Origin of the sequence: Microbacterium sp. MYb62, from assembly GCF_002979475.1 — a bacterium.
GTDB lineage: Bacteria > Actinomycetota > Actinomycetes > Actinomycetales > Microbacteriaceae > Microbacterium.
The window spans coordinates 1-19,519 of record NZ_PCOY01000020.1; the positions used below are offsets into that span (position 1 = coordinate 1).

Sequence of the window (19,519 nt, forward strand, 5' to 3'; positions counted from 1 at the left end):
TCCTCCCTCCGTTTCCCTCCGTCCTTCCGCGAATGTGCAGGAGCAGTGGCACGCTCGTCGTGTGCACGGGACCTCGTCGAGTGCACGGGGCCTGCACGCGAGCACGCCGTCCACTCGGCGACATCCCGTGCACACGACGAGCGTGCCACTGCTCCTGCACATTCGCGGAAGGACGGAGGGAAACGGAGGGAGGACGGGAAAGAAGGGGATCGAGGAGTGGGGAGAGGAACCATGGGGCATGCCGCACGCCTCGCCCGCCCTCGCCCAGCTCGTCCGGTCGCGGACAGACCTCCTCCAGCACGGGTGGACGGACCGGAGGATCACCGCTGCGGTGCGGGAGGGGGCGCTCTTCGCCTTCCGTCGCGGATGGTTCATTGCTTCGGCTGATCGGGAGAAACTGTGGCCGGAGCAGAGGCACCACGCGCATGTCATCGCGGTGGCGCGCGATGCACGGGGTCCGGCTGTCATGTCCCATGCCTCCGCCGCCGTGCTCTGGGGGCTGCCGCTCTACGCGATGCGGCTCGCCCGCGTGCACATGACCACGGCGACGCCGAGGCGCATCTCGAGTGCACCCGATGTGTTCCGTCATGTCGCTCCTCTTCCGAGCTCTGATGTCACGGTGCGCGGAGGCATCCGCTGCACGTCGTTGTCGCGAACGGTGTTCGATCTCATCCGTACGCTGCCGGTGCCCGCCGCCGTCGCGGCGACTGATGCGGCGGAACGGCAGATGGCGGATCGGCAGTGGGAGTGGGATCTGGATGCTGTCGTCGCGTGGCGTCGTGGACTCGGTGAGAGGCTGAGCGAGGCCGGAGGCGCCCGGGGAATCCGGCAGGCGCGGTGGGTGGCGGAGTTCGCCGATGGGCGCGCGCAGCTTCCCGGCGAGAGCGTGAGCCGACTGCAGTTGCGCAGACTCGGCTTTGCAGACCCCGAGCTGCAGGTGCCGGTCGACGGGCCGGACGGCAGGCAGTATTTCGTCGACTTCGGGCTCGCGGATGTCCGCAGCTTCGGCGAGTTCGACGGAAAGACGAAATACGTCGATGAGGCGCTGCGCTCCGAGCGCACACTCGAGCAGGTGCTGTTGGCGGAGAAGCAGCGGGAGGACTGGATCCGGGGTCGAACTCAATGGGGCTTCGCGCGGTGGGGGTCCGAGCACATCGCAACCCCCGCAACCTTGGCCACCCGCCTCGCGTCCTTCCACATCACCCCTCCCTGACCCTTCCCGCTCCCCGATCGCGCGTCCGGTGCACGGGATCTCGCCGAGTGCACGGCAACTTCGCGCCTGGAACCCGTGCACTCGTCGAGATCCCGTGCACTCGTCGGAGGGGGAGGGGAAGGGGAGAGGAGGGGAGCGGGAGAGGAGGGGCGAAGGATTTGGGGGACGGGTGTGGGTGAGGTAGAGTTACCTCGAACCGAAGACCGCTGGTCATCAGGCGTGCGCAAGCACGCAGGATCGAAGCTCTGCACAGCAGGGGCCCGCGCAGGACACGAACTTTCCAAAGCTCCGTGCGCTTGCGCCGGAGCTTTTCTCTTTGCAGGTGGTCCAGGTCGGCGCCCCACCACCGTGCGGCGCCTCGTACACACCAAGGAGTGACCATGGCGCAGAAGGATGCATCGGTCGCCGAGCTCACGAAGTCATTCGAGAACTCGACTGCCGTTCTGCTGACCGAGTACCGCGGTCTGACGGTTGCCCAGCTCAAGGAGCTGCGCAACAGCATCCGTCAGGACGCTGAGTACGCCGTGGTGAAGAACACGCTGACCAAGATCGCCGCCAACAAGGCTGGCATCTCCGCGCTGGACGACGACCTCAAGGGGCCGTCGGCTGTCGCGTTCGTGCACGGTGACTTCGTCGCCACCGCCAAGGCTCTGCGTGACTTCGCCAAGGCCAACCCGCTTCTCGTGATCAAGTCCGGCATCTTCGAGGGCAACGCCCTCACCGCGGACGAGGTCAACAAGTACGCCGCGCTGGAGAGCCGTGAGGTTCTGCTGGCGAAGGCTGCGGGCATGATGAAGGCGACGATGGGCAAGGCTGCCGCCACCATCGATGCTCTTCGCGAAAAGCTGGAGACCGCAGAGGCCGCGTAAGCGACCTGCGATCTCGTCTACAAACCCCATCTATCTAGGAGATACATCATGGCGAAGCTTTCCACCGAGGAACTGCTCGAGCAGTTCGCCGGCCTGACCCTCATCGAGCTCAACGAGTTCGTGAAGGCGTTCGAGGAGAAGTTCGAGGTCACCGCTGCTGCTCCCGTCGCCGTCGCCGGTGCTGCGGGTGGCGCAGGCGCTGCTGAGGCTGAGGAAGAGAAGGACTCCTTCGACGTCATCCTCGAGGCTGCTGGCGACAAGAAGATCCAGGTCATCAAGACCGTCCGCGAGCTCACCTCGCTGGGTCTCGGCGAGGCCAAGGCTGTCGTCGACGGTGCCCCGAAGGCCGTCCTTGAGGGCGCCAACAAGGAGACCGCCGAGAAGGCCAAGGCTGCTCTCGAAGAGGCAGGCGCAACGGTTACCCTCAAGTAATCGCGACGCTCACGCGTTTCACGACGAAGGCCCCGGGTTCGCCCGGGGCCTTCGTTCGTTCCCGGCACGTTCCAGGCAGCCCGTTCCCGGCCTTTTCCAGGCGTCGTGTTCCAGGCGTCGGGCTCCAGGCCTCCCGTTCCAGACCTCCTGTTCCAGGCGCCGTGTTCCAGGAAATCTGCCGGCTGTTCCTCGTCGCTGAGCATTCCGGCATGCTGCATGGTCAGCGTGGTGCGGCCGTCGAGCTGCGCACCACGAGGGCGGATGTCGCGGCGACGTGTTCGAGCGCAGCGTCGGGTTGTTCCATCCGCTGCGTCAGAAGGCGCACCGCTTCGTGCCCCTGCTCGCGGGGCGACTGCCCGATCGTCGTCAGGGCGAACATGTCGGCATGCTCGTGGTCGTCGATGCCCACGACGCTGAGTTCGGTCGGCACGGCGATGCCCAGGCGTCGAGCCGCGATGATCGCACCGATGGCGGCTTCGTCGCAGACACCCACGATGGCCGTCGGCCGGCGCCGTCGGTCGCCGAGCATGCCCGCCGCAGCCGCATAGCCGCCGGGCATCGTCGGGGTGGCGCCGGCGACACGGGCATGCGCGGCGAGGCCAGCGGCCCTCAGCGCGCCGTGATACCCGTCGAGGCGGCGGGCATCGCCGAAGCTCAGCTGTGTGGCATCCGTCGCCCCGCCGACGAAGGCGATCTCCCTGTGCCCGAGCTCGATCAGGTGCTCGGTGGCGATGCGTGCGGCTGCCGTGTCGTCGATCGACACCGAGCTCGAGCCCTCGCTGTAGGGTCCCACGCTCACGAGTGGGCGGCCTGTGCGCTGCAATCGTTCGAGCTCTTGCGCGCTCGGCTGGATGCCCACCGCGATGATCCCGTCGAAACGTCGCCCGGGGAGGACGTTCTCGAACAGCCGTTCTCTGGTCTGCGACCCCTCGGGGACGCCGTACAGCGACAGGTCGTAGTCGAGCGCGAACAGGGATTCCTGCACGCCGGCGAGCAGCTCTGCGAAGAACCAGCGGTCCACAGGGGGCATCACGACGCCGACGGTCTGGGTCCGTCCGGTCGCCAGACTCGTCGCCGACGAGTGCGCGACGTACGAGAGATCACGTGCGGCATCCGCGACGCGCTGCCGGGTCGCCTCCGACACGTATCCACGTCCACTCAGTGCCCGGCTCGCTGTGGCCTTCGATACACCGGCACGTGACGCGACGTCCGCGATCGTGCTCATCGGTCCTCCTCGACCTGATCACGCGGCTGCGTGGACCCGGCGCGGGGGGTGCGCGCCGGGTCACAGCGTAGTCGTTGCCGCAGAAAAAAGGAACCGGTTCCAGGTCGAGAGCGAGAGAGCGCTCCCACCTGGGGTGCACGGCGAGCGGGAAAGGTTGCGAGCTTGTGACCCTAACGTGTTGTGCGGGGATACCGATGGCCAGTAGGTTGGCCTGGAATCGGTTCCCTAACGATGCCCCGGGGTGGCGTCGCACGAGGCGGGAACCTGTACTCGAAGAGGAGAATTCACATGGCTCTGTCACAGCGTTCCCGGCGTTATGCGCCGATCGCCCTGCTGGGGGTCGCGGGTATCGCGCTCGCCGGATGCGGGGCCCCTGGCGGCGCACCGGAAGGCGGCGGTGGCGGTGGCGATGAGAACACCGTCACGATCTACGGCACGATCGTCGAGGGAGAAGCTGACCTCCTCGCGGAGTCCTGGGCGGATTTCGAGAAGGAGAACGACATCGAGATCAAGTACGAGGGCAGCCAGGACTTCGAGACGCAACTCGGCACCCGTGCACAGGGTGGCAATCCCCCGGACATCGCGATCTTCCCGCAGCCGGGTCTGTTCGCCGACTATGCGTCGCGTGATCTGCTGAAGCCGGCTCCGGAAGCGGTCAAGAAGAATGCCGAGGAGTACTGGACCCAGGGATGGGTCGACTTCGGCACGTACGACGGTACGTTCTACGGTGCGCCGCTGATGGCGAGCGTGAAGGGCTGGGTCTGGTACTCGCCGACGAAGTTCGACGAGTGGGGTGTCGAGGAGCCGACCAGTTGGGACGAGCTGCTGACGCTGACCCAGACCATCAAGGAGAAGAGCGGTGCGGCTCCGTGGTGTGCGGGCTTCGAGTCCGGCGTCGCGACCGGGTGGCCCGGGACCGACTGGATCGAGGACCTCGTGCTTCGCAACGCGGGTCCCGACGTCTACGACCAGTGGGTCAAGAACGAGATCCCGTTCACCGACCCGCAGATCAAGGCGGCGTTCGATGCGACCGGCGAGCTGCTTCTGAACCCGGAGTACGTCAACGCCGGCTTCGGCGACGTGCGCTCGATCAACTCCACCGCGTTCGGTGATGTGGCGCCTCAGGTGGCCAGCGGTGAGTGCGCGCTGACGCACCAGGCGTCGTTCCTCTCGGGATTCTTCCCCGACGACACGAACGTCGCTGAAGACGGTGACGTGTGGGCATTCCTGCTGCCGAGCAAGACCCCGGATGAGACTCTCATCACCGGTGGTGGCGAGATCGTCGGTGCGTTCAGCGACTCCGAGGCGACGCAGAAGGTGCTCGAGTACCTGTCCAGCCCCGAGTGGGCGAACAGCCGCCTCGCTCTCGGTGGCGTGACGTCGGCGAACAAGGGCGTCGACCTCGACGTGGTCGAAGACCCGATCCTGCAGGAGTCGATCAAGCTGCTCCAGGACGACTCGGTGACGTTCCGCTTCGACGGCTCCGACCAGATGCCCGGCGCTGTCGGCTCCGGCACCTTCTGGAAGGGCATGGTCGCATGGATCAACGGGACCTCCACCGATGATGTGCTGACGCAGATCCAGACCGGCTGGCCTTCGAGCTGATCAGAAGGAGGGCCGCCCCGGTGGGCGGCCCTCCTTCTCGCACCCGGTCGGCGCATCGGCGCGCCGATCGCTGATCAGCTCCGCATCATGAAGGGGATTCCATGAACGCGACTGTGTTCTTCACCTGGATCGGGTCACTTCCGCCGATCCTCCAGGCCGTCGCCGTGGTCATCGCATTCGCGGTGGTCGTGGCGGTGATCCTGTTTCTCGTCGATATCGCGCCCCGGAAGGGCGCCCTGTACACCGGCATCCGCCTTGCGATGTGCCTGCTCATCCCGCTCGCAGTGATGTGGTTCTTCAACTCGTACTACTGGGCGATGGGAGTCGCCGTCGTGGTCGGCGCGCTGTTCTTCTTCCTGGACTATCGGTCGCGCGACGGCGCAGGCTATCTCATCCAACTGGTCGCCTTCATGGCCCCGGCGATGCTACTGCTCCTGGCGGGCCTCATCCTCCCGTCGATCCAGACCGTGTACTCGTCATTCTGGAACTCGACGGGACGCGAGTTCGTCGGCCTTGCGAACTACCTCTGGATCTTCACCCAGTCGGACGGCGTCACGGCGGTGATCAACACGATCGTCTGGGTGCTGCTCGTCCCGACGCTCTCGACGATCATCGGTCTGGCCTACGCCGTGTTCATCGATCGGACCCGCGGCGAGAAGATCTACAAGCTGCTGGTCTTCATGCCGATGGCGATCTCGTTCGTGGGCGCAAGCATCATCTGGCGGTTCGTGTACGCCTATCGCGGCCCCGAGTTCGAGCAGATCGGTCTGCTCAACCAGATTCTCGTCTGGTTCGGGGGAGAGCCGCAGCAGTTCCTGTTGAACGAGCCGTGGAACAACTTCGCTCTCATCGTCGTGCTGATCTGGGTGCAGACCGGGTTCGCGATGGTCGTGCTTTCGGCATCGATCAAGGGCGTCCCGGCCGAGCTTCTCGAAGCCGCCGAGCTCGACGGAGCGAATGCCTGGGAGCGCTTCAAGTCGGTGACGATCCCGGCGATCCGTCCGGCCCTCATCGTCGTGCTGACGACGATCTCGATCGCTTCGCTGAAGGTCTTCGACATCGTCCGCACCATGACGGGTGGAAACTACGGAACGTCCGTGCTGGCGAACGAGATGTACACGCAGTTCTCGAAGTTCGAGGCCGGACGCAGTGCCGCGCTCTCGGTCATCCTGTTCATCCTGGTGCTGCCGATCGTCATCTACAACGCACGCCAGATCAAGAAGCAGCGGGAGATCCGATGACCGACACCGTGAAGTCAGACACCGGGGAAAGCACTCGCGCGATCACCACCGCGGGACGGTTCGAGGCCTCGGCGGGACGAGCGCGCAAGCGGCTCAGTCGGCCGTGGGCGTCCGTCGCCTCCATCGTCATCGCCGTCGTATGGACCATCCCGACACTCGGGCTATTCATCTCGTCGTTCCGGGAGAGGGACGCGATCGAGACGACCGGTTGGTGGACGGTCTTCACCGATCCCCAGCTGACGTTGGACAACTATGCAGCCGTGCTGCAGTCCGGCACCACCCAGCTGACGATCCTGGAGTCGTTCTTCAACTCGATCGTGATCACGATTCCGGCCACGATCATCCCCCTGATGATCGCGGCGATGGCGGCGTATGCGTTCTCGTGGATCGAGTTCAAGGGGCGCAACGCGCTGTTCATCTTCGTGTTCGCGCTGCAGATCGTTCCGATCCAGATGGCGCTGGTCCCGCTGCTGTCGTCGTTCTCACGAGGGATCAACCTGTTCGGCGTCCAGGTGACGCTGGGACTCGATGTCGCGGGCGGCTATGCCCAGGTGTGGATCGCGCACACGATGTTCGCGCTGCCGCTGGCGATCTACCTCCTGCACAACTTCATGTCGGAGATCCCGGGAGAGATCATCGAGGCTGCTCGCGTCGACGGAGCATCCCGCGGACAGATCTTCTTCCGCGTGGTGCTGCCTCTGACGATGCCGGCGATCGCGTCCGTCGCGATCTTCCAGTTCCTGTGGGTCTGGAACGACCTGCTCGTGGCGCTGGTGTTCGCCGACGGTGCTGCCTCGCCGATCACGAAGGTGCTCGCCGAGATCACCGGCCGTGGCGAAGGCTGGTACCTGCTGACCGCGGGCGCGTTCGTCTCGATCATCGTGCCGCTGATCGTGTTCTTCGCCCTGCAGCGCTACTTCGTGCGCGGACTGCTGGCCGGATCGACGAAGGGCTGAGCTTCGAGAGACACCGGGGGCCTTTCGAGAGGACGGATGCCGCGGTCGGGTGCAACACAGCCCCGGTCGCGGCATCCGCGCGTCTACCCTGAAGTCATGAAGTACGCAGACTCGATCGTCGACCTCGTCGGCGACACGCCCCTCGTGAAGCTCCAGCACGTCACCGAGGGCGTCGCGTGCACGGTGCTCGTGAAGCTCGAGTACCTGAACCCCGGTGGTTCGTCGAAGGACCGCATCGCCGCACGGATCATCGACGCCGCCGAGGCCTCGGGCGACCTGAAGCCGGGTGGCACGATCGTCGAACCCACCAGTGGTAACACCGGAGTGGGCCTGGCGCTGGTCGCCCAGCAGCGCGGCTACACCTGCGTATTCGTGCTGCCTGACAAGGTCGGCGAGGACAAGATCGACGTGCTGCGCGCCTACGGCGCCGAGGTCGTCGTGACCCCGACGTCGGTCGCGCCCGACAGCCCGGAGTCGTACTACAGCGTGAGCGATCGACTGGCCCGTGATATCCCCGGGGCGTTCAAGCCGAACCAGTACGAGAACCCGAACGGTCCGCGCAGCCACTACGAGACGACGGGCCCCGAGATCTGGCGCGACACCGACGGCGAGGTCACCCACTTCGTGGCCGGTGTCGGCACGGGCGGAACGATCACGGGCACGGGGCGGTATCTGCGCGAGATCTCCGCTGGCCGCGTACGCATCGTCGGCGTCGATCCCGAGGGCAGCGTCTACAGCGGGGGCACCGGGCGCCCGTACCTCGTCGAGGGCGTGGGGGAAGACATCTGGCCCGGTGCATACGACCCGACGGTGCCGCACGAGATCGTGGCGGTCGGCGACGCCGAATCTTTCGCGATGACCCGACGACTCGCTCGTGAGGAGGGCATCCTCGTGGGCGGATCGAGTGGCATGGCCGTCGTCGGCGCACTGCGGGTGGCTCGGGACCTGCCGGCGGATGCCGTGATGGTCGTGCTGCTTCCCGACGGCGGTCGCGGGTACCTCGGCAAGATCTTCAACGACGGATGGATGCGCTCGTACGGCTTCAGCGAAGTGGACGACGGCGAGACCGTCGCTGACGTGCTCGCGGCCCGTCCGTCCCGACAGGGGGCGGGAATCCCCGACCTCGTGCACGCTCACCCGACCGACACCGTGCTGGAGGCGATCGGCATGATGACCGAGTACGACGTCTCGCAACTGGTCGTGCTCAGCGCCGAGCCGCCCGTCATGATGGGCGAGGTCGTCGGCACGGTCGATGAGAAGGGCTTGCTCGACCTGTTGTTCCGCGGCGAGGCGAATGCGACCGATGCCGTGGGCGCGCACGTGGGGGAGAGGCTTCCGCTCGTCGGCATCCACACCTCCGTCGCCCAGGCCAAGGCGGCGCTCGCCGAGGCCGATGCGCTGCTGGTCACGGAGGACGGCAAACCGCACACGGTGCTGACCCGTCAGGATCTCCTGGCGTACCTGTCGCACTGAGGAGTGCCCTCGGGAAACCGGACCCCGGGCGTAACGGGAGGGCCGCTGCGTGAGTGGCGGACGTAGGCTGAGAGGCATGTCCGATCACGCTTTCGCCACCCGAGCCATCCACGCAGGGCAAGCGCCCGACCCGGTCACGGGGGCGATCATCCCGCCGATCTACCAGTCGTCGACGCACGTGCAGGACAGTGTCGGCGGCCTGCGTGCCGGATACGAGTACAACCGTGCCGGCAACCCGACGCGTTCCTCGCTCGAGACGCAGATCGCGGCCCTCGAAGGGGGAGCGGGCGCGCTCTCGTTCGCGTCGGGGCTCGCGGCGGAGGACGCGCTGCTGCGCGGCATCCTCAAGCCCGGGGACCACGTGCTGCTCGGCAACGACGTCTATGGCGGCACGTACCGGCTGCTCACCAAGGTGCTGGCGCCGTGGGGCATCGAAACGACGACCGTCGAACTCTCCGACGCCGACGTGCTCCGTGCGGCGATCCGTCCGGAGACGAAGATCGTGTGGTTGGAGACGCCGAGCAATCCGCTGCTGAAGATCGTCGACATCGCGCTGATCACCGAGATCGCGCACGCGGCCGGTGCGGTCGTGGTCGTGGACAACACCTTCGCCTCGCCCGCGCTGCAGCAGCCGCTCGCGCTCGGGGCCGACTTGGTCGTGCACTCCACGACCAAGTACCTGGGCGGGCACTCGGATGTGCTCGGCGGCGCGGTCGTGTTCGCAGACGACCGCTTCTTCGACCAGATCAAGTTCCAGCAGTTCGCGGTCGGCGCGGTCTCCGCGCCCCTCGACGCGTGGTTGACCACCCGCGGCATCAAGACCCTCGCCCTGCGGATGCGTCAGCACTCCGAGAACGCGCAGGCCATCGCCGAGTGGGCCTCCGCGCGCCCCGAATTCGCGCAGGTGTTCTTCCCCGGGCTCCCCTCGCACCCCGGACACGAGATCGCCGCGAAGCAGATGAGCGGCTTCGGAGGGATGCTGTCCTTCGGCCTCGCTGCGGGCGCCGATGCGGCACGGGCCTTCGTCGAGAGCACCTCGCTGTTCCAGCTCGCCGAGTCGCTGGGCGGAGTCGAGTCGCTCATCGGATACCCGCCGGACATGACGCATGCGTCGGTGCGCGGCACGGAGCTCGCCGTGCCGGAGAACATCGTGCGCCTCTCGGTCGGCATCGAGGACGTGAGCGACCTGATCGCCGACCTCGAACAGGGACTCGACCGCATCGCGGGCTGACCTCCACGACGCGGGATCCGACACGCACCTCCGGTCTGCTCCGGGGGTGCGTTTCCGGTCGCACGGCGGGACGGACGAGGGCAGGTCGGCGGTAGCATGGCCTCTTCCCCCGGCCGAATCGATTCGACCGCGCATCTCCCCGAACTCTGGAAGGACGTCGTGTCCGACGCTCCCCGCACTGACTCCATCCCCGTCGCGCCGCCGGAAGATCGTCCCATCGACGACGACGCCGCCGCGCCGCAGCCCGAACGCACCGCGACCGGCAGCATCCGCACCTCCACCGCGACCGGGGCGATCCGCACCCTCGGCGCGAACCCGGCGACCGCGCCGATCATGCTGCACCCGGGAGACGCCATCTCCCTCGGCCGCCGGACGCTCTACATCATCCTGCTCGGTGCGCTCACGGCCCTCGGCCCGTTCACGATCGACCTGTACCTCCCGGCCTTCCCGGTGCTGGAACAAGACTTCCAGACCACCGCCGCCGCGATCCAGTTGACCCTCACGGGCACGATGATCGGCTTCGCGCTCGGCCAGCTCGTGGTCGGACCGCTCAGTGACAAAGTCGGTCGTCGGGTGCCGCTGATCGTGGTCACGGCGCTGCACGTGCTCGCCAGCGTCGGCGCGGCCTTCGCGCCGGATCTCGCGCTGCTCAGCGTGGCTCGTGTCCTCATGGGTGTCGGGGCCGCAGCCGGTGGCGTCGTGGCCATGGCCATCGTGCGCGACCTGTTCGGCGGACGTCGGCTGGTCGTGATGCTCTCGCGGCTCGCGCTGGTGTCGGGTGTGGCTCCGGTGATCGCGCCCCTGATCGGCTCCTGGCTGCTGACGCTCATGCCCTGGCGCGGGATCTTCGGTGTCCTCGCGGCCTACGGCGTGGTGATGCTGCTGTCGACGGTCCTGTTCATCCCGGAGACGCTGCCTGTCGCCCGACGACAGGACCGCGGCGGAGCCACCATGCTGCAGCGCTACCGGTCGGTGCTGTCGGACCGCGTGTTCCTCGGCGTGCTCGTGATCGGCGGCATGACGTTCTCCGGGCTGTTCTCCTACCTCTCGGCGTCGCCCTTCCTGTTCCAGGTGACGCACGGACTGGACGCCCAGCAGTACGGCCTGCTGTTCGCGGTGAACTCGCTCGGCGTCGTCGTCGGCGTGCAGACCGCATCCCGGCTCGCCGCGCGCTTCGGGCCGCAGTGGGTCATGGCCTACTCGACTGCGGTCCTGCTGCTCGCCGGAGTGGCGATCATCGTCACCGACCAGCTCGGACTCGGGCTGTGGGGCACGGTCATCCCCCTGTTCGTCTTCATGACGGCGTGCGGGTTCACCTTCCCCAACGTGCAGGTGCTGGCGCTCGACCGCCACGGCAAGGCCGCCGGAACCGCGGCATCCATCATCGGCGCGACGAACTTCGGCGTCGCCGGACTCATCTCGCCGGTCGTCGGCTGGCTCTCCCATGACGCCGGCATCACGGCGACGACCATGGCGTCCGTCATGGTCGGCTGCGCTGCGATCGGCATCCTGTCGCTGTGGTTCGTGGTGCGCCCGCGCACGGTCGGGATGCTCACTCCCTGATCGTTCAGGACCGATCCGCCAGAATGGGACGATGAACAGGCGGATGCTGCTGTGGTGGGGGGTGGGCCTCCTCGCGCTCGCGACGGCGCTCGGTGCCGTGGTGGTGTTCGCCTCCCCGGAGACGCCCGGGTTCGACCACTGGTGGAATGAGACGATCGCCGGCGCTCGCGCCGACTGGATGGTCGACTTCGCCCTCGTGCTGAACTGGATCGGCGGCGGGTGGGTGGCCATCCTCGGAGTGCCGCTGCTGGCGATCCTCGCGCTCGTGATCGCGCGCCGGTGGCGTGGTGCGGTGTTCGCCGCACTCTGCTTCGCCGCCAGCGCGGGCGCTGTCCAGGTGCTCAAGCAGCTCTTCGGTCGCGCACGGCCGGACGACATGCTGGTGGTGAGCGACTACGGCTCCTTCCCCTCCGGGCACACCGCGAACGCGGCGACGATCGCCCTCGTGCTCTGGGTGCTCTTCCCGCGGGTGTGGGTCGCGATCGTCGGCGCCGCGTGGGTGCTCGCGATGGCGCTCTCGCGGACGTTCCTCTCGGTGCACTGGGCGAGCGATACGCTCGGGGGAGCACTCGTCGGCGCCGGTGTGGTCCTGGTGCTCGCGGCCTGGCTGCTCCCGTGGGTGCAGCGGACGACGTCCGCGGCTGACGCGCCGATAGGCTGACAAGACCTGTTCCCTCCCGAGGAGTCGTCGTGTCTCGCATCCGCCCGTACCGCCCCACCGACCGTGCCGCGCTGTACGACATCTGCGTGAAGACGGCGGATGCCGGAGCGGATGCGACGGGCATCCTCTCCGACGACTCGCTGTGGGGCGATCTGTTCGCGGTGCCCTACGCCGAGCGGCATCCGGATCTGGCGTGGGTCGTGGAGAGCGACGACGAGCGCACGATCGGCTACATCGTCGCGACCGATGACACCGACGCCTTCTACACGTGGTTCCGCGATGAGTGGTGGCCGACGCTCGAGGGGCGGTATCCGCGGCCGTCCGAGGTCATCAGCCGGGAGGACCGGATGATCGACTACGGCTACAGCCGCGCGCCCGGGATCGAGCCGAACACGGTCGGCCACCCCGCACATCTGCACATCGACCTGCTGGCGGAGACCCAGGGGCAGGGGCTCGGGCGTCAGCTCATGGGGACGCTGTTCGCCGAGCTGACCGGCCGCGGTGTGCGCGGACTGCACCTGGGCATCGACCCGGACAACGCGGGGGCCGCCGCCTTCTACGAGCGACTCGGCATGACGCGCCTCCCCGCCGCTCCCGGTGGACAGATCTACGGCGTGCGCTTCGACGGCTGACGTCGTCCTCGCCGCCCGATACGGCGATCGGTGTGGATGCTCCTCGTCGCGTGCTCGCCGCGGAATCCGGTCTGTGCGTCGCCGACATCATCTGGCAGACGCTGGATGCCGGTTCGTGGGGAGTGCTCCCGATCTGGCGGTGGCGGCGGGATTCCAGTGATCGCTGCGCTCGCTCCTCCCGGATCCCGTGCCCGACAACACGAGAAGAGCCTCCGCTGGTGCGGAGGCTCTTCTCGTGTTTGGCGGTGACGGCGGGATTCGAACCCGCGGTTGCTTGCACAACACACGCTTTCCAAGCGTGCTCCTTCGGCCGCTCGGACACGTCACCAAGGAACAACCTGTCCATCCTATCCGATCGACCGGGTGCGACGTGACAGGGGCTGTGAGAGGTGGGCATGCAAGGCATGTGTGGAATATTGCATGTCACATGTGACTCAGATAGCCTCATGTGAGGACGAAAAGCCTTCACTGGGGATGCGACGTCCTGAGGGGGAGCATGCGCGCGAACTCGGTCACGGCACCACGAAGCGACCACCGCACCACGACGGCATTCGAGCAGTACGTCAGCGGAAGACGCGCGATCCTCGAGGGCGCGGTGTTCTTCCTCGAGTCCGGGGAGCATGTCGCGGAGGTGCTGAGCCAGGCCGGACCCGGCGATGTCGTGTTCGCTCCGACGGGCTCGGCCCTGCATCGCGACCCGCGGGTCGTCGGATACGACGGGAGGTTTCGCGAGCCGGGTGACGAGATGATGCTCGGCGACAGACGCAGCTACGAATTGCAGGACTACGTCGCGGCGCCGTTCATCACGATCCTCGCGCCCACCGTCATCCGGCAGGGTCGCGCGGAGGGAGTGGCTGCGTTCCTCGGCGATGCCGACATGGCGAGGGACTCCGGTGTCTTCGTCGATCAGCTGCTGAGCAACGCCGTGCTCCTCGACTCGATCGCGTCGTTCCTCGGTGCCGACCCCGCGGGCGACTCGCTCGTACGCGTGCATATGACCCGGGACGGCGAGTACCGCGACGGGCCGGACGGCCTCCTCCTCGGCGTGACCGGCGATGAACGCGCGGATCTCGAAGCCCGTGCGCTCGAAGAGGCAGGGCGAGGGCGGGCGTTCGCGTGCATCGTCGACTGCGGGATGCTCGAGGCCGACCTCGACGACCGGCCGTGGCTCGCGAGGTACGTGGGTGCGCTCGATCTGCTGCGTCATTGGGACGGTGTCCCGAGCCGTCCCGCCATCTCGGGCTTCGGCGGGCACCTCGTTCGAGCACTCGAAGACCTTCCCGCGCTCGCGGGAGCCGTCTCCGCGGACGCGCCGTACCTCCTCACCGGTGACGGTGAGGAGTACGTCTTGATCGATGCGGCGCGCGGCAGACGCTTCCGGCTCGGAATCGACGCCGCACGCGCGGCCGAATGTCTCATCGCGACGGCGGACGAGGCTGCGGCATCGGCCCTGCTCGCTGCGGAGACCGGTCAGCGGGTCGGCAGCGTCGCCCCGGTGGTGCGCGAGCTCCAGGCGAGGTTCGCGGCGGCCGGCCTCCACCTCACCGCGAACCGACGGGATGGTGCCTGATGCAAGACGGGGGCGAGGGATCCGACCCGGAGGTCGTCGGCGCCCGGGCTCTCCGGGAATGGGTCACCGGAGAGCAGAACGAGTATTCGCGGGTGTTCCTCCTCGACAGCGGAGCCGCCGCCGACGGCATCACCGGCGCGGCCGGACCCGAAGACGCGGTTCTTCTGCCCGTGGGGAGCGGACCGTATGACGGCCCGGCTCGAGCCGTCCCCTACAGCGGCGGATTTCGTGAGATCGGAGACGAGCTCTTCTTCGGCGAACGCGGCGTCGAGCTCCAGGACTACATCGCCGCGTCGTTCGTGCAGATCGTCGGCCCCACAGCGGTGTGCCTCGTCGACGAGCCGAGCTGCCGGGCCTTCGTCGACGACGCGGAGCTCGCTCGCCGGACGGGCGTCTTTCCGTCGGCCCTGCTCGACCCCCGGGTCCTCCTCGCGAATCGCCGCGCTCTGGTGAATCCCGATGGTCTCGAGACCCCTCGCGCCATCAGGGTGGGTACGGACGGCGCGATCAGCCTCGGCGTGCAGGGGGAGGTCATCGGCGACGTCGACGACCTGCAGACGGTGCTCGCGGTCCCTCTCCCACGTGCCGCGGTGTGGGGATACCGAGCACCCGGAGATCTGCTCGCGGCCGACCACCGAGGTCGTGAGTGGATCGAGCGCTACCTCGACGCCACGGATCTGATGAAGATGCTCCGCCTTGCGAACGGTGCCGTCAAGATTTCCGGATTCGGCTGGTCCCTCACCGACGATGACCTCGCGGATGCCGAACCGGTCACCGCGGATCCGTTCCTGCTGGAGACCGCTGAAGGCTTCATGCTCGCCGACACGAGGACTCTGCGCCGCCAGTCGCTCTCGCCGGTGACCGCCGAAGTGGTCGCCGTGACACAGAGCTCCAGCACACCGGAGGTCGCTGCCGAGCGCCTGGCGCGGCGACTCGGCACGCGCAGGTCGGCAGCGGAGGCCCTGTGCCACGAAGCCGTCACCGTGCTCGACATCCACTTCGGCAGGCGGGTCTCAGCCTCGTGCCCGACGAATGGGGGCGGAAGGTGACCGTTCCACACGCGCTGTGGACCTCGATGCTCCCCGCGGACGCGACATTCCCGCCAGACCGAGTCGCCGTCGGCGCCACGGGAAACCGCATCGAGTTCGCCGATGGATCCACGCGTCTGTGTGCGACGAGCGGACTGTGGAACGTTCCTCTCGGCTTCGGCAATCCGGCGGTGACCGAGGCCGTGAACAGAGCGACGCACGATGCGTCCTACCTGACGCTCTTCCGAGCACCGCACCGGTATGCGGAGGTCGCGGCTGAAGCTCTCATCGAGCTCGCGAACCCGGCCACATACCGCAGAGTCATCTTCTCCACCTCGGGCGGGGCCGCGAACGACGCTGCGGTGAAGCTCGCCAGACAGTACTGGTCGCAGAAGGGAAGCGCGTCGCGTTCGCTCGCCGTCGGGCTGAGAGGCAGTTATCACGGCACCATGTACGGCAGCCATGCGCTGAGCGGAGACGACCTCCTGCAATCCGTCTACGGCGTCGACCGCAGGTCGGTGAGACATGTCGCTCACGACGATGACGGCGAAGAGCTGGAAACACTGCTGAAGCGGGAGGGGACCAGAGTGGCTTCGGTCGTCGTCGAACCCGTTCTCGGCAGTGGTGCGTACGCGCTGTCGGACGCGTTCATCTCTCGCCTCCTCGCCCTGCGCGAGGAGTACGGGTTCCTCGTCGTCGCCGATGAGGTGGCGACGGGCTTCGGCCGCACCGGAAAGATGTTCGCCACCGACGGATGGGCCTCTGCACCGGACATCCTCCTTCTCTCGAAAGCGCTGACGAATGGCGCGATGGGTGCCTCGGCACTCCTCGTCGGACCGCGTGTCGCCTCCGAGTTCGTGCGCGGCGGTTGGACCTTCGTCCATGGTGAGACGCAGGCGGGGACGCCGGCCTGCGCGGCGGCCATCGTCGCCGTCATCGAAGAACTGCGACGCATCGACGTGGAATCCACGACGCAGGCGCTGGCGATCGACCTGTCGCACCTGGTGAGGTCATGGGAGTCGGATGGTCTGATCACGGAGATCACGGGGAAGGGCTGCTTCCTGGGCCTGGGGCTTCGCAATCAGGACGGGAGTCCTCTCTCCGGTCCCGACGTGCTTCGAGTCGTCTCCGCCATCGCCGGCAACGGCGTCGTGGTGCAACCCGGCCCCAGCTCCATCGAACTGATTCCGGCATACGGTTTCACCCCGAGTGAGATTCTCGAGCTGGATACGGCTGTGCGCGCCGGTCTGGCTCAGGGACAGGCGGTGTCGGCGTGACCTCGGACTTCGCCGGGCGGGTCCCCACGCTCTGGCACGGCCAGGGCATCGCGCGACAGATGACGACGCGTCTCGCGGCGGGGCGCGAGACGCTCGTGATCGTGGATGCGGCGCTCACCGTCCCTGTCGTCGCCGGGTGCTCGGTGAAGACGATGAAGGTGCACGCGGCATCGGCCGATGTCTCGGTCGTGCGCACGATCGCGCGCGAGATCGTTCGTCGACCGCCGGAACTGATCGTGGCGGTCGGAGGAGGAAGTGTTCTCGACGCGAGCAAGATCGCCGCGCTCGCGCTGGTCCCCGGACGGGTGTTCGACTACGCCCTCGGACACGCCTCGAGGTCGGCGTTGACCCTCTTGCCCGATGCTCCGCCACCCGTGGACATCGTTGCCGTGCCGACGACACTCGGCACGTCATCGGAGACGAACAGCGTCGGAATCCTCAGGAACGAATGCGGCTACCGACTGATCGTCGGGCGTTCCCTGAGACCGCGCCATGCCCTCATCGATCCCTGCAACCTGGTCACTCTCTCGCGCGAGACCGCCCGGGAGGGAGCGCTGGAGGCGTTCCTCCGTCTCGCAGGCGCCTCGACGAGTTCTCGGAGGAGCGCCAGGAGCCGCCGGGATGCGATCGCCCTCGGCAAGGCTCTCCTGGAGGCCGGCACGCGCGATCACGGTTCGGCCGCGGGAAGGCTGCACCTCGCACGATTGAGCGCGGCCACCCAGCGGAGCGCGGCGCTCCGTGGCCCAGACCCCTACAGCGCCCGTCATTGGTATGTGGCGAACGAAGTCGCCTTCGTGCTGGGGATCCGCAAGATGAGTGCCACCGCGGCGGTCATCGCCGCGGTCTGGCGTCGGATCCGCTCCGGAGACACGCGATGGGGCGACGCAGCGAGCCTGGACGACTTCTGGGCGCGATCCACGGCCGGTTCGACATTGCCTCTCGATCCGCCCACCGGAGTCGCGGCGCTCATCGAACGCTGGGGGATTCCGTGTCCGCCGGCGCCGACCGCTCACGACATCGGCCTCATCGCCGCGGCGACGGAGAGCTCGTGGGGAAACCGCAAACCGATGCTCCCCGGTCTCGTCGCGGATGACTTCGGTGATGTGCTCCGCGATTCCTGCTGGAGCCCTCAGCCGGTCGGCGATGCGCGCCGACCTTCGATGATCGGCACGAAGGAGGTGAATTGAATGAACAACGCTGTGGAGACGCAGATCCACTTCCAGGAACTGGACGAGATGGAGGCCCCCAGTTGGGAGAGCTTCTACAGAGGTGTGGGAAGTGCTCTGGTCCTCATCGGGATCGGCGCGGCCGCTGCCACGTGATCGTCGGCGGGAAGAACCGAAATGAGAAGGGAGGGAAGCATGCAAGGCACGATGCCGAAGCTCGAGTTCACCGAACTCGAGGCCATGGAAGCGCTGAATGACGCCGATGACTACATGCGAGGATTCGCCGTTGGCGTGATCATCGGGATCCTCGCTCTGACGTAGGAATCGCATTCGCAGATTCGACCCAGGAGGTATGAATTGCAGACGAGAACGCTGGAGTTCCTCGAACTCGAACAGATCGACGCACCGCTCGAATGGTGGGAGCACGCGAGCTACATCATCGCCATCATCGGCGGTGCTGCCGCGATCGCGACCTGATCGAAGGGTGCGGGCGCGCCGGACGCGCCCGCACCCCCTTTGTCCCCTGCGGAGAGGCGATGTGTGAAATGCCTGACTTGATCACCGAAGCCCTTTCGGCGCGACTCGATGGTGTCGGCGCCGTGCCCCGGGAGCAGGACCTGTACGCGGGGACCGGCACCGACTTCTACGAGCGACTGGTCGGTCACGACCGTGCCGAGATCAGGGAGGTGCTGGCGCTCGCGAGACATGTCGAGGGTCCGATCCTCGATGTCGCCGCCGGGGGCGGGAGGTTGACGATTCCGTTGGTCCGGTCCGGCAGACGGGTGACCGCCATCGACCTCTCCGACGACATGCTCGCCCACCTGCGCCGTGCGGTGCCGGACCACTCGATGGTGGAGTGCGTCGTCGCGGACATGCGCGACTTCTCCCTGGGGCGGCGATACGAGCTCGTCATCGTCGGCGCGACGTCGATCACCCTGCTCGACCGCGCGGGGCGGTCGCGTCTCTACGCGAACGTGCATCGCCACCTCGCCGCGGGAGGCGTCTTCGCCTTCACGGTCGCGGCAGGTTCCTCGGCTGCGACCCTCACGGTGCCGAGAGAGGAGGAGATCGTGGTTCCCGGGCCCGACGGAGATGAGATCTACCTCTTCTCCCAGCAGATGGAAGAGGACGGCGCAGCACGTCTCGTGAATTGGGTGCGCGCCTCCGATCTGGTGGACGGCGGCGAAGTCACGGTGTTCACCAGCCGTCTGCGAGTGCTCACCCCCGAGGTCCTTTCGCGAGAGCTCGTCGATGCCGGTTTCGCCGAACCGGCGGTGTTCCCCGTTCGCACGGACAGCGGAGCGGAGATCCTCCTGCTGAAGACCTCGGCGGGACCCCGGAAAGCAGCGGATGACGATGCCGTGGAGTAGTTTCGCT

General features: G+C 67.3%; 20 protein-coding genes and 1 tRNA gene. 19 read left to right on the forward strand and 2 right to left on the reverse strand.

Going from position 1 to position 19,519, the window contains the following annotated elements:
* The first annotated feature begins 238 nt into the window (after positions 1-238).
* The 3 genes from CQ042_RS16070 (at position 239) to rplL (ending at position 2,514) form a co-directional block, all read left to right on the forward strand.
* Positions 239-1,213 carry a hypothetical protein gene (locus CQ042_RS16070; protein WP_105671465.1) on the forward strand — a complete coding sequence of 325 codons (975 nt, stop codon included), beginning with the start codon at positions 239-241 and terminating at the stop codon, positions 1,211-1,213.
* A gap of 380 nt (positions 1,214-1,593) precedes the next feature.
* Positions 1,594-2,082 (forward strand): 50S ribosomal protein L10, encoded by a 489-nt coding sequence (gene rplJ, locus CQ042_RS16075; protein ID WP_017829129.1) that lies wholly within the window; start codon positions 1,594-1,596, stop codon positions 2,080-2,082.
* Between the two features lie 48 nt (positions 2,083-2,130).
* On the forward strand, positions 2,131-2,514 hold the full coding sequence (rplL, locus tag CQ042_RS16080; RefSeq protein WP_017829128.1) for a 50S ribosomal protein L7/L12: 384 nt from the start codon (positions 2,131-2,133) through the stop codon (positions 2,512-2,514).
* A gap of 220 nt (positions 2,515-2,734) precedes the next feature.
* On the opposite strand, the gene CQ042_RS16085 is transcribed toward rplL, so the two are convergent.
* Entirely contained in the window at positions 2,735-3,739 is a 1,005-nt protein-coding gene (locus CQ042_RS16085) for a LacI family DNA-binding transcriptional regulator (protein ID WP_105671466.1), read from the reverse strand.
* Between the two features lie 288 nt (positions 3,740-4,027).
* Between CQ042_RS16085 and CQ042_RS16090 the strand changes: the two genes are divergently transcribed.
* The 8 genes from CQ042_RS16090 to CQ042_RS16125 all read left to right on the forward strand — a co-directional run bounded on the left by CQ042_RS16090 (position 4,028) and on the right by CQ042_RS16125 (position 13,101).
* Entirely contained in the window at positions 4,028-5,344 is a 1,317-nt protein-coding gene (locus CQ042_RS16090; RefSeq protein ID WP_105671467.1) for an ABC transporter substrate-binding protein, read from the forward strand.
* Positions 5,345-5,445: 101 nt separating this feature from the next.
* A complete protein-coding gene (locus CQ042_RS16095) occupies positions 5,446-6,585 on the forward strand; it encodes a carbohydrate ABC transporter permease (RefSeq protein WP_105671468.1) in 1,140 nt (379 codons plus the stop codon).
* Complete coding sequence (locus tag CQ042_RS16100) at positions 6,582-7,541, forward strand: carbohydrate ABC transporter permease (RefSeq protein WP_105671469.1); 960 nt, start codon at positions 6,582-6,584, stop codon at positions 7,539-7,541. Before CQ042_RS16095 ends, CQ042_RS16100 begins: the two co-directional genes overlap by 4 nt.
* 96 nt (positions 7,542-7,637) lie before the next feature.
* Positions 7,638-9,014, forward strand: a complete 1,377-nt coding sequence (locus tag CQ042_RS16105; protein WP_105671470.1) for a cystathionine beta-synthase — start codon at positions 7,638-7,640, stop codon at positions 9,012-9,014.
* Positions 9,015-9,090: 76 nt separating this feature from the next.
* Complete coding sequence (locus CQ042_RS16110; protein ID WP_105671471.1) at positions 9,091-10,245, forward strand: cystathionine gamma-synthase; 1,155 nt, start codon at positions 9,091-9,093, stop codon at positions 10,243-10,245.
* Positions 10,246-10,404: 159 nt separating this feature from the next.
* Complete coding sequence (locus CQ042_RS16115) at positions 10,405-11,808, forward strand: multidrug effflux MFS transporter (protein WP_181157600.1); 1,404 nt, start codon at positions 10,405-10,407, stop codon at positions 11,806-11,808.
* A 31-nt stretch (positions 11,809-11,839) separates the two neighbouring features.
* Positions 11,840-12,469, forward strand: a complete 630-nt coding sequence (locus tag CQ042_RS16120; RefSeq protein ID WP_258132282.1) for a phosphatase PAP2 family protein — start codon at positions 11,840-11,842, stop codon at positions 12,467-12,469.
* Between the two features lie 29 nt (positions 12,470-12,498).
* Entirely contained in the window at positions 12,499-13,101 is a 603-nt protein-coding gene (locus CQ042_RS16125; protein ID WP_105671473.1) for a GNAT family N-acetyltransferase, read from the forward strand.
* Positions 13,102-13,341: 240 nt separating this feature from the next.
* Here CQ042_RS16125 and CQ042_RS16130 read toward each other — a convergent pair.
* Positions 13,342-13,429 (reverse strand) — tRNA-Ser (locus CQ042_RS16130).
* A gap of 168 nt (positions 13,430-13,597) precedes the next feature.
* Between CQ042_RS16130 and mpaB (CQ042_RS16135) the strand changes: the two genes are divergently transcribed.
* From mpaB (CQ042_RS16135) to mpaM, 8 genes are all read left to right on the forward strand, one after another.
* On the forward strand, positions 13,598-14,671 hold the full coding sequence (gene mpaB, locus CQ042_RS16135; protein ID WP_105671474.1) for a daptide biosynthesis RiPP recognition protein: 1,074 nt from the start codon (positions 13,598-13,600) through the stop codon (positions 14,669-14,671).
* A complete protein-coding gene (gene mpaB / locus CQ042_RS16140; protein WP_105671475.1) occupies positions 14,671-15,720 on the forward strand; it encodes a daptide biosynthesis RiPP recognition protein in 1,050 nt (349 codons plus the stop codon). The genes mpaB (CQ042_RS16135) and mpaB (CQ042_RS16140) overlap by 1 nt, the downstream gene beginning before the upstream one ends.
* Positions 15,717-16,976 (forward strand): daptide-type RiPP biosynthesis aminotransferase, encoded by a 1,260-nt coding sequence (mpaD, locus tag CQ042_RS16145; protein WP_105671476.1) that lies wholly within the window; start codon positions 15,717-15,719, stop codon positions 16,974-16,976. The genes mpaB (CQ042_RS16140) and mpaD overlap by 4 nt, the downstream gene beginning before the upstream one ends.
* Positions 16,973-18,163, forward strand: a complete 1,191-nt coding sequence (gene mpaC, locus CQ042_RS16150; RefSeq protein ID WP_105671477.1) for a daptide-type RiPP biosynthesis dehydogenase — start codon at positions 16,973-16,975, stop codon at positions 18,161-18,163. Before mpaD ends, mpaC begins: the two co-directional genes overlap by 4 nt.
* The gene (gene mpaA1 / locus CQ042_RS20740) at positions 18,164-18,298 is read left to right on the forward strand and encodes an MpaA1 family daptide-type RiPP (protein ID WP_258132283.1); all 135 of its coding nucleotides are present in this window, start codon (positions 18,164-18,166) and stop codon (positions 18,296-18,298) included.
* Between the two features lie 39 nt (positions 18,299-18,337).
* A complete protein-coding gene (mpaA2, locus tag CQ042_RS20745; RefSeq protein ID WP_258132284.1) occupies positions 18,338-18,463 on the forward strand; it encodes an MpaA2 family daptide-type RiPP in 126 nt (41 codons plus the stop codon).
* Between the two features lie 36 nt (positions 18,464-18,499).
* The gene (gene mpaA3 / locus CQ042_RS20800; protein ID WP_308736986.1) at positions 18,500-18,619 is read left to right on the forward strand and encodes an MpaA3 family daptide-type RiPP; all 120 of its coding nucleotides are present in this window, start codon (positions 18,500-18,502) and stop codon (positions 18,617-18,619) included.
* 68 nt (positions 18,620-18,687) lie between these two features.
* Positions 18,688-19,512, forward strand: a complete 825-nt coding sequence (gene mpaM / locus CQ042_RS16155) for a daptide-type RiPP biosynthesis methyltransferase (RefSeq protein ID WP_105671478.1) — start codon at positions 18,688-18,690, stop codon at positions 19,510-19,512.
* The last annotated feature ends 7 nt before the right edge of the window (positions 19,513-19,519 follow it).

Bases quoted from the DNA above. Each gene is read 5' to 3' on its own strand.
- CQ042_RS16070 (WP_105671465.1), top strand. From the start codon at position 239: ATGCCGCACGCCTCGCCCGCCCTCGCCCAGCTCGTCCGGTCGCGGACA.
- rplJ (WP_017829129.1), top strand. From the start codon at position 1,594: ATGGCGCAGAAGGATGCATCGGTCGCCGAGCTCACGAAGTCATTCGAG.
- rplL (WP_017829128.1), top strand. From the start codon at position 2,131: ATGGCGAAGCTTTCCACCGAGGAACTGCTCGAGCAGTTCGCCGGCCTG.
- CQ042_RS16085 (WP_105671466.1), bottom strand. From the start codon at position 3,739: ATGAGCACGATCGCGGACGTCGCGTCACGTGCCGGTGTATCGAAGGCC.
- CQ042_RS16090 (WP_105671467.1), top strand. From the start codon at position 4,028: ATGGCTCTGTCACAGCGTTCCCGGCGTTATGCGCCGATCGCCCTGCTG.
- CQ042_RS16095 (WP_105671468.1), top strand. From the start codon at position 5,446: ATGAACGCGACTGTGTTCTTCACCTGGATCGGGTCACTTCCGCCGATC.
- CQ042_RS16100 (WP_105671469.1), top strand. From the start codon at position 6,582: ATGACCGACACCGTGAAGTCAGACACCGGGGAAAGCACTCGCGCGATC.
- CQ042_RS16105 (WP_105671470.1), top strand. From the start codon at position 7,638: ATGAAGTACGCAGACTCGATCGTCGACCTCGTCGGCGACACGCCCCTC.
- CQ042_RS16110 (WP_105671471.1), top strand. From the start codon at position 9,091: ATGTCCGATCACGCTTTCGCCACCCGAGCCATCCACGCAGGGCAAGCG.
- CQ042_RS16120 (WP_258132282.1), top strand. From the start codon at position 11,840: ATGAACAGGCGGATGCTGCTGTGGTGGGGGGTGGGCCTCCTCGCGCTC.
- mpaB (WP_105671474.1), top strand. From the start codon at position 13,598: ATGCGCGCGAACTCGGTCACGGCACCACGAAGCGACCACCGCACCACG.
- mpaB (WP_105671475.1), top strand. From the start codon at position 14,671: ATGCAAGACGGGGGCGAGGGATCCGACCCGGAGGTCGTCGGCGCCCGG.
- mpaA1 (WP_258132283.1), top strand. From the start codon at position 18,164: ATGAACAACGCTGTGGAGACGCAGATCCACTTCCAGGAACTGGACGAG.
- mpaA2 (WP_258132284.1), top strand. From the start codon at position 18,338: ATGCAAGGCACGATGCCGAAGCTCGAGTTCACCGAACTCGAGGCCATG.
- mpaM (WP_105671478.1), top strand. From the start codon at position 18,688: ATGCCTGACTTGATCACCGAAGCCCTTTCGGCGCGACTCGATGGTGTC.